Origin of the sequence: Noviherbaspirillum sp. UKPF54 (genome assembly GCF_007874125.1) — a bacterium.
GTDB lineage: Bacteria > Pseudomonadota > Gammaproteobacteria > Burkholderiales > Burkholderiaceae_D > Noviherbaspirillum.
Genome location: NZ_CP040128.1, coordinates 3,319,058 through 3,335,214 on the forward strand (window position 1 = coordinate 3,319,058; position 16,157 = coordinate 3,335,214).

Below are 16,157 nucleotides of genomic sequence, written 5' to 3' on the forward strand. Positions count from 1 at the left end.
TACCAATTACCGCGAAGCGGTCGTTCCCACAAGTTCCCGGAACCTGTTCACCGTCGCATCGAACTGCGCATTAATTCGTTCGATCTCTTGCTCGGCGTCCTGAATAATCTGGGTTGATCCGCCAACCATCCGGTCCGCGTCTTCAACCTTATGCCGAACGACAGGTGGCACCGCCGCGTTCTTTTTCTTGTATGACTCCATCTCGGTTTGCGCCTGCCTCTGCTGTTTTTCGGCGGCGGCAAGAGATGCTTTCTCGCGTTTGATCTGTTCCCTGATGGTTTCCAGGGAGCGCTTGCGTGCCATTTCGATATCACCCTCATTTCGATACCGCATCCTGATAGCACGGTCCTGCCGCTTTTGCTCATCCGCCGCAGCCGCCTCAGCCTTGCGCTTTTCCTCCTCGATCTGCATCTGCCGCTTTTGCTCGGCGGTCGGAGGCGGCGCGATTTCGCGCCTGACCATGCCCCGGCTGTCCAGTTCGTGCATCGTGGTATCCGCACATTCGGGAATCGGCCGGTCGGAGGTGAAGGTGCGGCCCGCCGCATCCTTGCACATGTAGATTTTCTGTGCCTGAGCGGCGGCGCAAACCAGTATCAAAGGAAGAAACAGTGCACGCCCGAATGAATTCCCCATTGCTCCTCCCGAATAGCGGTTTTTACATCACGCCGTAGCGACTCCTGTAAGCGGCCACGGCGTCTTTATGCTTTGCCAGGTCCTGATTCGCCCCAGCCTTGGAAATATATTCCAACAAGTCGTTCAGGTTGCCAATAGAAATCACCGGCATGCCATAGGCCTGCGTCACTTCCTGCACCGCCGAATGCGGCGACAGCGCGCCATCCTTGCCGGCGCGCTCCATGCGGTCGAGTGCGATCAGCACCGCCGACGGCGTGGCGCCGGCGCCGCGGATCAGCTCGACCGATTCGCGCACCGAGGTACCGGCCGAGATCACGTCGTCGATGATGACGACCTTGCCCTGCAGCTTGGCGCCGACGATGGTGCCGCCCTCGCCGTGATCCTTGGCTTCCTTGCGGTTGTAGGCGAACGGCACGTTGCGTCCCTTGGCGGCGAGCGCAATGGCGGTGGCCGCCGCCAGCGTGATGCCCTTGTAGGCCGGGCCGAACAGCATGTCGAATTCGACGCCGGAATCGATCAGCGTCTGCGCATAAAAATCGGCCAGCTTGCCGAGGTTGGCGCCGTCATTGAACAGGCCGGCGTTAAAAAAATAAGGCGACAGGCGGCCCGCCTTGGTGACGAATTCGCCGAAGCTCAGCACGCCCGCCGATACCGAAAACGCTATAAATTCCTGACGTAAGTTGCTCAAAATGCCCTCGATTTGTTTGGTTGACAAAACCGGCCGGTGCGCCGTGACAGGCTGCCATTGTAATGGGATATATGGCGCGCCGGCGCCGCAAATTTCGCGCGGATCAGTTATGCTTGCCGCGTTATTTTCTCTGTACGAACCATGCTCAAGATTATTTCCGCCAACCTGAACGGCATCCGTTCCGCTGCCAAGAAAGGCTTTTTCGACTGGATGTCGAAGCAATCCGCGCATTTCGTCTGCGTGCAGGAACTGAAGGCGCAGGCCGGCGACATGACGCCGGATTTCCTGGCGCCGCCCGGCTACCACGGCCATTTCCACTATGCCGAAAAGAAGGGCTATTCCGGCGCCGGCGTGTATTCCTCCATCAAGCCGGACGCGGTGCAGATCGGCTTCGGCAGCCCGGAGTTCGACGCGGAAGGACGCTACGTGCGCTGCGACTTCGGCAAGCTGTCCGTGATCTCTGTGTACTGCCCGTCCGGGTCGTCGAGCGAAGAGCGTCAGCAGGCCAAGTTCCGCTTCATGGAAGTGTTCCTGCCGCATCTGGCCGAACTGCGGGCCAGCGGGCGCGAAGTCGTCATCTGCGGCGACTGGAACATCGCGCACAAGGAAATCGACCTGAAGAACTGGAAGAGTAACCAGAAGAATTCCGGCTTTTTGCCGGAAGAGCGCGCCTGGCTGACACAGGTGTTTGACGAGGTGGGCCTGGTCGACGCATTCCGTCGGGTTGATCCGCGCGCCGAGCAATACACCTGGTGGAGCAACCGCGGCCAGGCATGGGCGAAGAATGTCGGATGGCGCATCGACTACCACATCACCACGCCGGGCATCGCGGAAAAGGCGAGCGCGGTGTCGATCTACAAGGACGAGCGTTTTTCCGACCACGCGCCGCTGACCATCGAGTACGACGGTGCGTCGGCCTTCCTCAAGGGATAGTCAGGGAATAGGCGCGATCGTCTTGATATTGCTTCGATACGGGGGCAGCGTCGTGGGCGCTGCCCCTTTTGCTTTCGCATACAGCGGCAGCACTTCCGGCATGTGTTTGCGGATCTCGGCGATGCGGTTCTTGCCGGCCGGGTGCGTGGACAGCCACTGCGGCGGCGCGCCCTTGTCGGCCGCATTCATCTTTTGCCACAGCGCGATGCCGGCGCGCGGGTCGTAGCCGGCACGGGCGGCGATATCGAGCCCGACCAGGTCGGCTTCGGTTTCATCGCTGCGCGAGAATTTCAGCAGGACCAGTTTCGCGCCCTGCCCGACCACCATCTGGCCAGTATCCTTCAGTCCCAGCAAGGCGGAGCCGAGCGACGCGCCCAGGTTCACCAGCGTGCCCTTGGCCATGCGCTCGCGGCCATGTTCGCGTAGGGCGTGCGCGATTTCATGGCCGAGCACAATGGCCAGCTCGTCGTCGGTCAGTTTCAGCGTGCTCAGCAAGCCGCTGAAGACGGCGATTTTCCCGCCCGGCATGCAAAATGCGTTGACGTCCCTGGAGGCGATCAGGTTGACTTCCCATTGCCACTGCGCGGCGCGCGGATTCCAGCGCTCGGCCTGCGGAATGATCCTGTTGGCGATGGCGCGCAGACGTACGACTTGCGGATGCGTTTCGGGAACCAGCGCGCCGAGCCGCCCGGCCTGCTGCTTCATGCCGGTGTACTGTTCTAGCGCCAGCGCCTCGATCTGCTCTTCCGGCACCAGCTTGCGCAAGGGCGACATGCTGTCGACCTTGACGCCATCGCTCGCGCCTTGCGCGCGGTCTTTGGCGACGGCGGCAAACGATCCGATGCCGCAAACGATTGCCAGCAGTGCCGCAACGACGTTTCGCTTCATCGGGTTCCTCCGTCAGGGGCAGGTGTTATTTTTCATTCCACGGCGCGATTTTAGGCAGCATCAGCATGCCGGGCAAGGCCAGCACGAAGCAAACCAGGAAGAAGGTGAACCAGCCGGTTTGCGTCACGATGTAGCCGGTGGCGGCATTGAAAAAGGTGCGCGGAACCGCCGCCAGGCTAGTGAACAGCGCATATTGCGTGGCCGTATAGCGGGGGTCGGTGGTGGTGGCAATGAAGGCGGTGAACGCGGCGGTGCCGAGACCGACCGCGAACGCTTCCAGCCCGATGACGGCGCCCAGCATCAGGGTCGCATGTTCGTTGGTGCTGACGCCGACTCTCGCCAGCGCAGCGAAACCGAGGATCGCAGCCGCTTGCAATGCGCCGAAAATCCACAAGCCGCGGTTGATGCCGGTCTTTTCCAGCCATACCGCGCCCAGGATGCCGCCGGCCAGGCTGGCCCACAGCCCGGCGTTCTTCGCCACCAGGCCGATCTGGGTGCGGGTGAAACCGAGGTCGAGATAGAAAGGCGTCGCCAGCGCGGTCGCCATCGAATCGCCCAGCTTGTACAGGAAGATGAAGGCCAGCACCCATAACGCATAGGACCAGCCGCTGCGGTTGACGAATTCGCGGAACGGCAGCACCACCGCCTCGCGCAGGTTCTTTGGCGGCGCGCCGTAGAGCGTCGGCTCGGATACCAGCAGCGTGGTCAACACGCCCGGCAGCATGAACAGCGCGGTGATCGCGAACACCGCCTGCCAGCTCATGAAGTCCGACAGGATCAGCGACAGCGAACCCGGCACCAGGGTCGAAAGTTTATAGGCATTGACGAAGATGGCCGTGCCGGAGCCCTGCTGCTGATCCGTCAGCATCTCGCGCCGGTAGGCGTCGATCACGATATCCTGACTGGCGGACAGGAAGGCGATCGCGCCGCACAGGACGATGATCGCGGTCAGATCGGTTTTCGGCGAATAAAAGCCCATTGCACCGACCGCGCCGAGCAGCAGCAATTGCGTAACGAGCATCCAGCCGCGCCGCCGTCCCAGCAGCGGGAAATGGAAGCGGTCCATCAGCGGCGACCAGACGAACTTCCAGGTGTAAGGGAAGCCGACCAGCGCGAACAGGCCGATCGCCTTGAGGTCGACGTTTTCCGATTTCAGCCAGGCCGACAGCAGGTTGTACAGGATGAACAGCGGCAGGCCGGAGGAAAAGCCGAGCGAGACGCAGATCAGCATCTGCCGGTTGAAGTAATGGCGCCAGCCGGGTTTGGCGGCTGGCTCGGTAGCGTTGGGCGCTGCCAAAGTCATAAGGGTGCTCGCAATGTGGACAGGAGGTGCCCGGATTATTTTTTACGGAAGCGGAATACGGCCAGACTGCCACGCCAGTTTGGCAGGAAATCAACGGGCTTGCCGTCTTGCAACGCCACACATTCGAGCACTTCGAGTCCGACCCGGTTCGCAAGTTCCTCAAAATCCTTGATCGTGGCACAACGCAGGTTGGGCGTGTCATACCATTCATACGGCAGCGACTTCGACACCGGCATGCGCCCGCGCAGCAGCGCGAAGCGGTGCGGCCAGTAGGCGAAGTTCGGGAACGACACGATCGCCTCGCGCCCGACGCGCGCGATATCGCGCAGCACGCCTTCCACGTTCTTCATCATCTGCAGCGCCGACAGGCACAGCACGGTATCGAATGCATTATCGGCAAACATCGCCAGGCCCGCTTCCAGGTCCTGCTGAATCACGGCCACGCCGCGCTCGACGCACAGCGGGATCTTGTGGTCGTCGATTTCGACGCCGTAGCCGATGCATTGCTTTTGTGATTGCAGATAATCCAACATCACGCCGTCGCCGCAGCCGAGATCGAGCACATGCGATGCGTCGCGCACCCAGTGCGCGATGAACGCGAGATCGGCGCGCAAGATGCTCAAGTCCTGGAAATTCATGCGCGCCCCCTGTTGTCGATTTCTTTCCATATGCGGTCGTAGTAGGCGCGCACCACGTTCATGTAGCGCGCGTCTTCCAGCAGGAAGGCATCGTGCCCGTGCGGCGCGTCGATCTCGGCATAAGCGACCTTGCGCTTGTTGTTGACCAGCGCCTGCACAATCTCCCGGCTGCGCTCGGGCGAAAAACGCCAGTCGGTGGTGAAGGACACCAGCAGGAACTGCGCCTGAGTGGCGGCTAGTGCCTTGGTGAGATCGTCGCCATGGTCGCGCGCGGGGTCGAAATAATCGAGCGCCTTGGTAATCAGCAGATAAGTATTGGCGTCGAAGTATTCGGAGAACTTGTCGCCCTGATAGCGCAAGTAGGATTCGATCTCGAAATCGACGCCAAAGCCAAACTGATACCCGCCGTTGCGCAGGCCGCGCCCGAATTTTTCCGCCATGCTGTCGTCGGACAGATAGGTGATGTGGCCGATCATGCGCGCCACGCGCAAGCCGCGCTTGGGCACTACGCCGTGCGCATAGTAGTCGCCGCCGTGGAAATCGGGATCGGTCAGGATCGCCTGGCGCGCCACGTCATTGAAGGCGATGTTCTGCGCCGACAGCTTCGGCGTCGAGGCGATCACGATCGCATGGCGCAGACGCTGCGGGAACAACAGGCTCCACGAAAGCGCCTGCATGCCGCCGAGCGAACCGCCCATCACGGCGGCGAACTGCTCGATGCCGAGTTCATCGGCGACGCGCGCTTGCGCGCGCACCCAATCCTCCACCGTCACTACCGGAAAATCAGCGCCGTAGGGCTTGCCGGTGGCGGGATTGACATGCATCGGTCCGGTCGAGCCGAAACAGGAGCCGGGATTGTTGATGCCGATGACGAAGAAGCGGTTGGTGTCGAGCGGTTTGCCCGGGCCCACCATGTTGTCCCACCAGCCGACGTTCTTGCGCCCGCCCTCGCCCTCATACACGCCGGCGACGTGGTGCGAGGCGTTCAATGCATGGCATACCAGCACCGCGTTGGAGCGGTCGGCATTGAGCGTGCCATAGGTTTCATAGACCATCGTGTAGTCGGCCAGCGACGCGCCGCTGGACAGGCGCAGCGGCGCCTTGAAATGCATCGATTGCGGTGCAACGATCCCAAGGGATGACATATAGGTCCCGAAGTAGAATTATTTGAACCTGAAATGAAAAAGCCCGACAGCTGGTCAGCTTATCGGGCTAAATTCTGGGCTCACATGCAAGCACGCTTTAGCCGTATTTATTAGGCGCCCGCAAGCTGATTATCAAATCGGCGCACAGCATAAGAATAACGAACTCGTTGCAGTCCGTCAAACCGTGCCAGTCTGATTGAGCTGGTTGACGGCCTCGGCAATCGCCATCGGATCGAACGAGCGCAGGATTTTCTTGACTGACGGCGCGATCTCGTTGAGGTCGCTGTTCAGGATCTGCTGCTTGACCGACAGGATCTGGGTCGGGTGCATCGAAAACTCGCGCAGCCCCATGCCGAGCAGCATGCGCGTCAGCTTCGTGTCGCCGGCCATCTCGCCGCACACCGCCACCGGGATGCCCGCCTTGTTGGCAATCGAAATGGTGGACGCCAGCAGGTACAGCACCGCCGGATGCAGCGGGTTGTACAGGTGTGCCACCTCGTGGTCGGCGCGGTCGATCGCCAGCGTGTACTGGATCAGGTCGTTGGTGCCGATCGACAGGAAATCCATCTTCTTGACGAACATCGGCAGGGTCAGCGCCGCGGCCGGGATCTCGATCATCGCGCCGATCGGGATCAGCGGATCGAACTTCTTGCCGGCGTCGCGCAGCTGCCGCTTGGCCTGCTCGATCATCGCCAGGCTCTGGTCGATCTCGAACGCATGTGCCAGCATCGGGATCAGGAGCTTGACCGGGCCGTAGGCGGACGCGCGCAGGATCGCGCGCAGCTGCGCCAGGAACATCTGCGGCTCGGCCAGGCAAAAGCGGATCGCGCGCAGGCCGAGCGCCGGATTCAGCGAAGTCTGCTCGGCCATGTCGAGCGGCTTGTCGGCACCGATGTCGAGCGTGCGGATGGTGACCGGGCGGCCCTTCATCGCGAGCACCGCCTGGCGGTAGGACTCGAACTGCTCGTCCTCGGAGGGCAGCTTGTTGACGAAGCCGGCGCGGCCCATGAACAGGTATTCGGAGCGGAACAGGCCGACGCCCATGGCGCCCGACTCCATCGCCGCAGCACAATCCTCCGGCAATTCGATATTCGCCAGGAGCGTGATCTCGGTGCCGTCCTTGGTGATGGCCGGCGTCTTTTTCAGCTTGCCGAGTTTCTTGCGCTCGCGCAGCAGGCGCGCCTGGCGCTCGCGGTACTGCTCCAGCACGCCCGGCGTGGGATCGACGATCACGACACCGGCATCGCCGTCGATGATCACCCAGTCGTCCTGGCGGATCAGCATCGAGGCGTTGTACATGCCGACCACGGCCGGAATGTCGAGGCTGCGCGCGACGATGGCGGAATGCGAATTCTGCCCGCCGAGGTCGGTGACGAAACCGCCGAACGCGCGGTCCTTGAAGCGCAGCATGTCGGCCGGCGAAATGTCGTGCGCGACCACGATCATGCGCCCGGCGCCCTCGCTGCCGTCCCCCGCCGGCAAGGTATTGGCGCTGCCGGTCAACACCTTCAGCACGCGCTCGCCGACCTGCTGGATGTCGGACTTGCGCTCGCGCAGGTAGGCATCCTCGATTTCATCGAACTGCGCCGACAATTCGTCAATTTGCGTCAACAGCGCCCATTCGGCGTTGTAAAAGCGGGTGCGGATGATATCGAGCGGGACTTCGGCGATCATCGGGTCCGACAGGATCAGCGCGTGCACGTCGATGAACGCGCCAAGCTCGGCCGGCGAATCCTTGGGCAGCTCGTTCCAGATGGTCTGCAGCTCCTTGTGGACGGTGGCGATCGCCTTTTGCAGGCGCTGGACTTCGGCTTCGACCTGTTCCTGCGGAATCAGGTAATGCTTGACGTCGAGCGCGGCCGGCGCCAGCAGGTGCGCGCGGCCAATCGCGATTCCGCGCGAAACGGGAATGCCATGGAGCGTGAATGAGGCCATCGAGATCTTCGCCTGGATTATTCGCCTTCGCCGAACTTATTCTGGATCAGCTCGACGAGCGCGTCAAAGCACGCCTTTTCGTCCGCGCCGTCGGTTTCCAGAACGACCTTGGCCCCCTTGCCTGCTGCCAGCATCATCACGCCCATGATGGATTTGGCGTTGACGCGCCGCGCATTGCGGGTCATCCAGACATCGCTCTGGAATTTCGCCGCCAGCTGGGTCAGTTTGGCCGAGGCGCGCGCATGCAGTCCGAGCTTGTTGATGATTTCGATTTCTTGTTGAATCATGTCTGAAATTATTAGTTTGGCCCGAGGCGGACGCGATTATCGACCCTGACCGCGCCGCTCTGGCCGCCGGCCAGCGCCATCTCCACCACGACATCGAGCGTATCGTTACGGTAGGTCAGCGCGCGCAGCAGCATTGGCAGGCTGATCCCCGCGATGATGTCAACATGGCCGGGATCGCCCAGGCGCAACGTGCAGTTGCATGGCGTGCCGCCCATGACGTCGGTAATCACCAGCACGCCAGAACCGTCATCGATACGGGCGATCGCTTCCCTGGCCAGGCGATTGACTTCGGCCGTATCCTGGTCGGCGGTCACGTCGATGGCTTCCATTCTTTCCGGACGAGCGCGAAACACATGGGTCGCCGCGTCGATAAAGGCGTTACCCAGCGGTGCATGCGTCAACAGAAGAATGCCAATCATGGTCTTCGATACCCAGAATGATCAAGCGGGAATAAGCGGAACGATGTCCCCAAACAAAAGCGGTCTATCTCTTGTCCGGCGCGGCTTGCCGCGCAGGCTATTTTATGTGCACTGCTTTTCCAGCGCCTCGATGAACATGGCGGCGACATCGAAGCCGGTCTGTTGCGTGATTTCCTGGAAACAGGTGGGGCTGGTGACGTTAATTTCTGTCAAGTAATCCCCAATAACGTCCAATCCTACCAGCAATAAGCCGCGTTTCAAAAGAATTGGCGCAAGGGTTTCGCCGATTTCCCGGTCCCGCGCCGAAATCGGTTGCGCCACGCCGAGGCCGCCGACGGCCAGATTGCCCCGCACTTCGCCCCCCTGGGGGATGCGCGCGAGGCAGAATGGCGCGACTTCGCCGCCGATCAGCAGCACCCGCTTGTCGCCCTGGGAGATGTCGGGGATGAAGCGCTGCACCATGATGGTGTGCGCACCGTTGGCGGTGAGCGTTTCGACGATCGCGCCGAGATTGAGGCCGTCTTCCCTGACCCGGAAAATGCCGATGCCGCCCATGCCGTCCAGCGGCTTGAGGATGATGTCCCTGTGCTCGTGGTGGAAGGCGCGCACCCGGGCCGCGTCGCTGGTGACCAGTGTCGGCGCGATGAACTGCGCGAATTCGGTGATCGCCATCTTCTCGTTGTGGCTGCGGATCGCCTCGGGCCGGTTGAGAATGCGCGCCCCCTGCCGCTCCGCCAGTTCCAGCAGGTAGGTGGCGTAGATGTACTCCATGTTGAACGGCGGGTCCTTGCGCACCATGACCGCGTCGAATTCGTGCAGTTGCGCCGGCCGCGCAGGTTCGGCCCGGTACCAGTCCTTGAGGTCGCCGGTAATCGTGATGCGCGCGACATTGGCCAGCACCCTGCCGTTCTCGAACGCCATGTCGCGCTGCTCGAAGGCATAAACCTCGTGGCCGCGGCGCGCAGCCTCGGCCATCATCGCGTAGGTCGTGTCCTTGTAGGTCTTGAAATGGTCGAGCGGGTCGGCCAGGAACGCGAATTTCATGTAGCGGGCCTTAATAGATTTCCGGATTCGGGTCGGTCTTCTCCAGCTCGATCGATGCCGCCAGCAAGGCCAGGCGCGCCACCACGCCGTACATGTAGAAACGGTTCGGCGCGGCGGTGCCGGGCTTGGCGCCCAGGTCGGGCAGCGCGTGCTGCTGCGCGAACGCCAGCGGCACGAAATGCGCGCCCGGCGAATTCAGGTTCTCGTCGACGCCGCGCTCGGCGTGCACGCGGTAGAAGCCACCGACCACGTAACGGTCGATCATGTAGACGACCGGCTCGGCCACCGCGTCGTTGATGTGCTCGAAGGTATGGACGCCTTCCTGGATGATCACGTCGTTGACTTCCAGTCCTTCCTTCACCACCGACATCTTATTGCGCTGCTTGCGGTTCAGGTCCTTCACCTCGCTGGCGTCCTTGACCGTCATGATGCCCATGCCGTAGGTGCCGGCGTCGGCTTTCACGATCACGAACGGGGTTTCCTTGATCCCGTATTCCTTGTACTTCTTGCGGATCTTGGCCAGCAGCGTATCAACGTTAGACGCGAGGCAATCCTCGCCGGTACGTTCCTGGAAATTGATCTGTCCGCACTTGGCAAAGTAGGGATTGAGCATCCAGCCGTCGACGTCGATCAGCTTGGCGAATTTCTTGACCACTTCGTCATAGGCGGCGAAGTGATTGGTCTTGCGGCGCACGGTCCAGCCGGCGTGCAGCGGCGGCAGCAGGTTTTGCTCCGGCAGGTTTTCCAGAATTTTCGGAATACCGGACGACAAGTCGTTATTGAGCAGGATGGTGCACGGGTCGAAGTTCTTCAGCCCGAGGCGGCGGCCATTGGGCGAGCGCTCCAGCGGCTCCAGGGTCAATACGGAGCCATCGGGCAGCTCGATATTGGTCGGCTCCTTCACATCGTCCGACAGCGAGCCGAGCCGCACATTCAGCCCGGTCTGGCGGAAGATCTGGATCAGGCGCGCGACATTCTGCAGGTAGAACGTGTTACGGGTATGTTTTTCCGGGATCAGCAGCAGGTTCTTTGCATCGGGACAATATTTTTCAATCGCTGCCATGGCCGCCTGCACCGCCAGCGGCAGCATCTCGGAAGACAGGTTGTTGAAGCCGCCCGGGAACAGGTTGGTGTCGACCGGCGCCAGCTTGAAGCCGGCGTTGCGCAAGTCCACCGAACAGTAAAACGGCGGGGTATGTTCCTGCCATTCGAGCCGGAACCAGCGCTCGATGGCCGGCGTCGCATTGAGAATCTTCTTTTCGAGGTCGAGGAGCGGGCCATTCAGGGCCGTGACGAGGTGCGGAACCATATAAACCTTAAAGGTATAAGCATATTTGCAAGAGGATTGACGCTGATTCTAACGGCAATCCCTGTCTTGCGCCTGCCGGATGTTGTGTTGGATACGCCAAGGCGGCGGAATGTATTTCACAGATGACAACACATTCATCCCTGTGAACTCGGCACCCCTCAGATCAGGGCGAATCGGGCAATTTAAAGGGTAAACCGCGTTGCCTGACTGGCATCCCGGCCTGCGGGGTGGCGGGATGAAAAAAAAGGCGCCTCTTGCGAGGCGCCTTGCGATCCGCGGCAGCGGATGGAGAAATTGTGCCGGCCGAAATCAGCCGTGATACGCCGATTCGCCGTGGGCGGTGACGTCCAGGCCTTCGCGCTCCTGTTCTTCCGGCACGCGCATGCCGATCAGCAGGTCGACCAACTTGTAGGCCACCAGGGACACCACGCCGGACCAGATGATCGTCGTGATGACGCCCTGGAACTGGATCCAGACCTGGCCGGCAATCGAATACGGCTCCGACGACATCTTGTTGGCGACGTAATCGAAGATGCCCTGGCCGCCGAGCGACGGCGAGGCGAATACGCCGGTCAGCAAGGCGCCCAGGATGCCGCCCACGCCGTGCACGCCGAACACGTCGAGCGAGTCGTCGGCGCCGAGCAGGCGCTTCAGTCCATTGACACCCCACAGGCAGACGACGCCGGCCAGCAAGCCGATCACGAGCGCACCCATCGGGCCGACGAAGCCGCATGCCGGGGTGATCGCCACCAGGCCGGCAACCGCGCCGGACGCGCCGCCGAGCATGGAGGGCTTGCCTTTGGCCATCCACTCGCCGAACACCCAGGATACGGTGGCGGCAGCCGTCGCCAGGAGCGTGTTGACAAAGGCCAGGGCTGCCACGTCGCCGGCTTCCAGGGCGGAACCGGCGTTGAAGCCGAACCAGCCCACCCACAGCAGCGATGCACCGACCATGGTCAGCGTCAGCGAGTGCGGCGCCATCGATTCGCGGCCGTAGCCGATACGCTTGCCGATCACAAAGGCGCCGACGATACCGGCCACCGCCGCATTGATATGCACCACGGTGCCGCCCGCGAAATCGAGCGCGCCCTTCTGCCACAGCCAGCCGGCCTTCTCGGTGGCCGACGCCAGCGTCGCCGCGTCTGTAATCGCGTCCGGACCCGGCCAGAACCAGACCATGTGCGCGATAGGCAGATAGGAGAAGGTGAACCACAGCACCACGAACAGCAGCACGGCGGAGAACTTGGCGCGCTCGGCGAAGGCACCGATGATCAGGGCGCAGGTAATCGCCGCAAAGGTCGCCTGGAACGCCACGAACACGAACTCCGGAATCACCACGCCTTTGCTGAAGGTCGCGGCGGTAGCGAACGCCCCCTTGGCAGGATCCCAGATACCGTTCAGGAACAGGCGATCGAATTTGCCGATGAATGCGCCGCCCTCGGTAAAGGCCAGCGAATAGCCGTAGATACACCACAGCACGATGATCAGGGCAAAGATCATGAACACCTGCATCAGGATCGACAACATGTTCTTCGACCGCACCAGGCCGCCGTAGAACAATGCCAGGCCCGGGATCGTCATCAGGATCACGAGCAGGGTCGCCACCATCATCCAGGCGGTATCGCCCTTGTTGGGCGTCGGCGCCGGAGCGGCTGCCGGCGCGGCGGCCGCGGGAGCCGCATTGCTGGCTGCAGGCGCTGCTGCGGCGGCAGGCGCGTCAACGGATGCGGCTGCGGATGCCGCCGGCGCATCGGCGGCGGCAGCGGGCAGCGAAACGCCGACTGCGAACAGCAGGGCGCCGGCGGCCAGGAAGCTTGCCAATCGTCTCATCATGTCATTCTCCTTAGAGGGCTTCTTTGCCGGTTTCGCCGGTACGGATACGCACGACTTGCTGCAGGTCGTAGACAAAAATCTTGCCGTCGCCGATCTTGCCGGTGCGGGCGGACGACTCGATCGCTTCGATCGCACGGTCGAGGATGGCGTCGTCGACCGCGGCTTCGATCTTGGTCTTGGGCAGGAAATCGACCACGTATTCCGCGCCGCGGTACAGCTCGGTATGGCCCTTCTGGCGGCCGAAGCCCTTGACCTCGGTCACGGTGATACCCTGCACGCCGATCGTGGACAGCGCTTCGCGCACTTCATCGAGCTTGAATGGTTTGATGATCGCAGTGATCAGTTTCATGATGGCCTCGCTCTAGAAAGTCTTGCCGACGGAGACAACCAGGCCGTTCTTGCCCAGGTTTTCGCCATCCGGTCCGGGAACGGTCAGGGTGGTGCCGATCAGCGCCACGCTGCCGGTAACCACGCCGAAGTCCTTGGTAAGGCCGACCTTCCAGTCGTTGTAGCTGGCGGCACTGGAAGGGCCGCGCACGCGCTGGCGGCCGGCATGCAAATTCAGGGTCAGGCCTTGCATCACTTCGACATTGGCGCCGATGTCCAGATAGCCGCTGTTCTTGCTGTCGGCAAAGCCAAACAGGTTGGTCACGGAATGCGAGTACTTGACATAGCCAGGCCCGTAACCGAGTTGGCCGTAGATTTCGGTGGTGTTGGCGCTCGGATTGAGGCCATTGGACGGATAGACATAAGTCAGCACGCCGACGTCGTATGCGACATCCTTGGTGATTTCACCGCGCTTGCCGCCATAGATATCCCACTCGATATTGCCGTCGCCGCCGGCATCCTTGATCCATTTAATGGTCGAAAGCCATGTGCCGGCATACAATCCGGTCGGGTTGTGCGTGTAGTCGGCCCCGCCCTGCAACGCCGGATCCAGGCGCGACTGCGAGATGCCGCGATAACGATAGTCGCTGACAATGGAAGCGTTGAAGCTGACTTCATGTTCCGGCTTTTGATCTTCTGCCTGAGCGTAACTGCCTGCAAAGGCGGCCATTGCTGCGGTGGCGAGAATCATTTTTTTCATGGCATATCCCTTTTCGCGGTGTTGGAACAAAAAATGGGTTCTAATACGGCTCGCAGGGCTATTAGCAGGACCCATGCCACCCTTTTCCTCAGGGTATGCGTTATCATTTTTTTATTTAAACGCCCCTTTCAGGGCGGGCACGCCCTCATTTAAAACAGCGCACCGGAAAACCCGCACCATCTTGAGGCGCACCATCGCAATGCGCACCACGGACGTGCGATACATTCACATTTGGATTCACCATGAACGCAAACAACTTCTTTAATGACCTCCAGGCAAAGATCAATCAGGCACTGGAGAACTCGCCCGCCAAAGACATCGAAAAGAATGTGAAGGCCATGCTGACCCAGGGTTTTTCCCGGCTGGACCTGGTCACGCGCGAGGAATTCGACATTCAGAACCAGGTGCTGGCGAAGACCCGCGCCAAGCTGGATGAACTGGAAAAACGCGTTGCCGAGCTGGAAGCGCAGCTGAAAAACAAGTAATGAGCCTGGCGGTCCTGAAAAGCCGCGCGCTGGCCGGCATGCACGCGCCGGAAGTCACGGTCGAGGTGCATCTGGCAAACGGATTGCCGTCTTTTACGATCGTCGGCCTGCCGGAAACCGAGGTCAAGGAATCCAAAGACCGCGTGCGCGCCGCCTTGCAGAACGCGCGCTTCGAATTCCCGGCGCGGCGCATCACCGTCAACCTGGCTCCAGCCGACCTGCCGAAGGAATCGGGCCGCTTCGATTTGCCGATCGCGCTCGGCATCCTCGCCGCCTCCGGCCAGATGCCGGGCGACGAACTGGACAAGTACGAATTCGCCGGCGAGCTGTCGCTGTCGGGCGAATTGCGCCCGATCCGCGGCGCGCTGGCGATGACGTACGCGATGCATCGCGCCGGCGGCGCATCGGGCCGGCAGCGCGCCTTCATCCTGCCGCGCGCCAACGCGGACGAAGCGGCGCTGGTCGGCGACGCGACAGTCTTTCCGGCCGATTCATTGCTGCAGGTCTGCGCGCATTTCGCCGCCGCCGATGGCGATGCCAGGCTGTCCAGGCATCGCGCGCAAGCCGCAGTGGCGCGGCCCGACTATCCGGACTTCGCCGACGTCAAGGGCCAGTCGCATGCCAAACGCGCGCTGGAGGTGGCCGCCGGCGGCGGCCACAGCATCCTGCTCGTCGGGCCGCCCGGCACCGGCAAATCGATGCTGGCCGCGCGCTTTCCCGGCATCCTGCCCTCCATGACGGATGATGAGGCGCTGGAGTCGGCAGCCGTGCAATCGCTGTCCGGCGGCTTTTCGACCGCGCGCTGGAAAGCGCGTCCGTATCGCGCACCGCACCACACCGCTTCCGGCGTGGCGCTGGTGGGCGGCGGCGGCACGCCGCGCCCGGGAGAAATCTCGCTGGCGCATCGCGGCGTATTATTTTTGGACGAATTGCCCGAATTCGACCGGCGCGTGCTGGAAGTGCTGCGCGAGCCGCTCGAATCGGGCCAGATCACGATTTCGCGCGCCGCCCGCCAGTCCGACTTCCCGGCGCGCTTCCAGCTGGTGGCGGCGATGAATCCCTGCCCCTGCGGCTATCTCGGGCACGCCTCCGGCAAGTGCCGCTGCACGCCGGATGCGGTCGCGCGTTATCAGGGCAAGATCTCGGGGCCGCTGCTGGACCGGATCGACCTGCAAATCCAGGTCGGCGCCTTGCCGCATGACGAGCTGCTGAAACAGGCCGACGGCGAGCCGTCGGCCGCGATCGCCGCGCGCGTGGAACAGGCGTTCGAGCGGCAGCTGCGGCGCCAGGGCAAGGGCAATCACGCGCTAAGTACCGCCGAAATCGATGCGCACTGCAAGCCGGACGCCCAGGGCGAACAATTGCTGCGCACGGCGATGCTGCGGCTGGACTGGTCGGCGCGCGCCTATCATCGGGTCCTGAAGGTGGCGCGCACGATCGCCGATCTGGCGGGAGCTGATGGCGTGATGCAGCCCCATGTGGCGGAAGCGATTCAATATCGGCGCGCGCTGCGGGAGCAATGACGCCGGC

General features: G+C 62.1%; 17 protein-coding genes. 3 read left to right on the top strand and 14 right to left on the bottom strand.

Annotation, left to right across the window (positions count from 1 at the left end; genetic code table 11):
* Nucleotides 1–6: 6 nt before the first annotated feature.
* Nucleotides 7–633: a DUF4124 domain-containing protein gene (locus FAY22_RS15315; RefSeq protein WP_146331014.1), complete on the bottom strand. Its 627-nt coding sequence runs from the start codon at nucleotides 631–633 to the stop codon at nucleotides 7–9.
* Nucleotides 634–655: 22 nt separating this feature from the next.
* Nucleotides 656–1,321 (bottom strand): orotate phosphoribosyltransferase, encoded by a 666-nt coding sequence (pyrE, locus tag FAY22_RS15320; protein ID WP_146331015.1) that lies wholly within the window; start codon nucleotides 1,319–1,321, stop codon nucleotides 656–658.
* A 141-nt stretch (nucleotides 1,322–1,462) separates the two neighbouring features.
* Between pyrE and FAY22_RS15325 the strand changes: the two genes are divergently transcribed.
* Nucleotides 1,463–2,254 (top strand): exodeoxyribonuclease III, encoded by a 792-nt coding sequence (locus FAY22_RS15325; protein ID WP_146331016.1) that lies wholly within the window; start codon nucleotides 1,463–1,465, stop codon nucleotides 2,252–2,254.
* Here FAY22_RS15325 and FAY22_RS15330 read toward each other — a convergent pair whose 3' ends face one another.
* The 12 genes from FAY22_RS15330 to FAY22_RS15385 form a co-directional block, all read right to left on the bottom strand.
* Nucleotides 2,255–3,142, bottom strand: a complete 888-nt coding sequence (locus FAY22_RS15330; protein ID WP_146331017.1) for a M48 family metallopeptidase — start codon at nucleotides 3,140–3,142, stop codon at nucleotides 2,255–2,257.
* Between the two features lie 25 nt (nucleotides 3,143–3,167).
* Nucleotides 3,168–4,445, bottom strand: coding sequence for an AmpG family muropeptide MFS transporter (locus FAY22_RS15335; RefSeq protein ID WP_168204850.1), 1,278 nt, complete (start codon nucleotides 4,443–4,445; stop codon nucleotides 3,168–3,170).
* Between the two features lie 35 nt (nucleotides 4,446–4,480).
* On the bottom strand, nucleotides 4,481–5,083 hold the full coding sequence (gene metW, locus FAY22_RS15340) for a methionine biosynthesis protein MetW (RefSeq protein ID WP_146333471.1): 603 nt from the start codon (nucleotides 5,081–5,083) through the stop codon (nucleotides 4,481–4,483).
* A complete protein-coding gene (locus FAY22_RS15345; protein ID WP_146331018.1) occupies nucleotides 5,080–6,228 on the bottom strand; it encodes a homoserine O-acetyltransferase in 1,149 nt (382 codons plus the stop codon). Before FAY22_RS15345 ends, metW begins: the two co-directional genes overlap by 4 nt.
* A gap of 177 nt (nucleotides 6,229–6,405) precedes the next feature.
* Complete coding sequence (ptsP, locus tag FAY22_RS15350; protein ID WP_146331019.1) at nucleotides 6,406–8,163, bottom strand: phosphoenolpyruvate--protein phosphotransferase; 1,758 nt, start codon at nucleotides 8,161–8,163, stop codon at nucleotides 6,406–6,408.
* A 17-nt stretch (nucleotides 8,164–8,180) separates the two neighbouring features.
* Nucleotides 8,181–8,450: an HPr family phosphocarrier protein gene (locus FAY22_RS15355; RefSeq protein WP_146331020.1), complete on the bottom strand. Its 270-nt coding sequence runs from the start codon at nucleotides 8,448–8,450 to the stop codon at nucleotides 8,181–8,183.
* An 11-nt stretch (nucleotides 8,451–8,461) separates the two neighbouring features.
* The gene (locus FAY22_RS15360) at nucleotides 8,462–8,869 is read right to left on the bottom strand and encodes a PTS sugar transporter subunit IIA (RefSeq protein WP_146331021.1); all 408 of its coding nucleotides are present in this window, start codon (nucleotides 8,867–8,869) and stop codon (nucleotides 8,462–8,464) included.
* A gap of 102 nt (nucleotides 8,870–8,971) precedes the next feature.
* Entirely contained in the window at nucleotides 8,972–9,913 is a 942-nt protein-coding gene (gene gshB / locus FAY22_RS15365; protein ID WP_146331022.1) for a glutathione synthase, read from the bottom strand.
* A gap of 10 nt (nucleotides 9,914–9,923) precedes the next feature.
* Nucleotides 9,924–11,222: a glutamate--cysteine ligase gene (gene gshA, locus FAY22_RS15370; RefSeq protein ID WP_146331023.1), complete on the bottom strand. Its 1,299-nt coding sequence runs from the start codon at nucleotides 11,220–11,222 to the stop codon at nucleotides 9,924–9,926.
* A 309-nt stretch (nucleotides 11,223–11,531) separates the two neighbouring features.
* The gene (locus FAY22_RS15375) at nucleotides 11,532–13,055 is read right to left on the bottom strand and encodes an ammonium transporter (protein WP_146331024.1); all 1,524 of its coding nucleotides are present in this window, start codon (nucleotides 13,053–13,055) and stop codon (nucleotides 11,532–11,534) included.
* Between the two features lie 10 nt (nucleotides 13,056–13,065).
* Complete coding sequence (locus FAY22_RS15380; protein ID WP_146331025.1) at nucleotides 13,066–13,404, bottom strand: P-II family nitrogen regulator; 339 nt, start codon at nucleotides 13,402–13,404, stop codon at nucleotides 13,066–13,068.
* Nucleotides 13,405–13,416: 12 nt separating this feature from the next.
* Nucleotides 13,417–14,142, bottom strand: a complete 726-nt coding sequence (locus FAY22_RS15385; RefSeq protein WP_146331026.1) for a TorF family putative porin — start codon at nucleotides 14,140–14,142, stop codon at nucleotides 13,417–13,419.
* A 242-nt stretch (nucleotides 14,143–14,384) separates the two neighbouring features.
* Between FAY22_RS15385 and FAY22_RS15390 the strand changes: the two genes are divergently transcribed.
* Both FAY22_RS15390 and FAY22_RS15395 read left to right on the top strand, forming a co-directional pair.
* On the top strand, nucleotides 14,385–14,627 hold the full coding sequence (locus tag FAY22_RS15390; protein WP_146331027.1) for an accessory factor UbiK family protein: 243 nt from the start codon (nucleotides 14,385–14,387) through the stop codon (nucleotides 14,625–14,627).
* Nucleotides 14,627–16,150 (top strand): YifB family Mg chelatase-like AAA ATPase, encoded by a 1,524-nt coding sequence (locus FAY22_RS15395; RefSeq protein WP_146331028.1) that lies wholly within the window; start codon nucleotides 14,627–14,629, stop codon nucleotides 16,148–16,150. Before FAY22_RS15390 ends, FAY22_RS15395 begins: the two co-directional genes overlap by 1 nt.
* Nucleotides 16,151–16,157 lie beyond the last annotated feature (7 nt).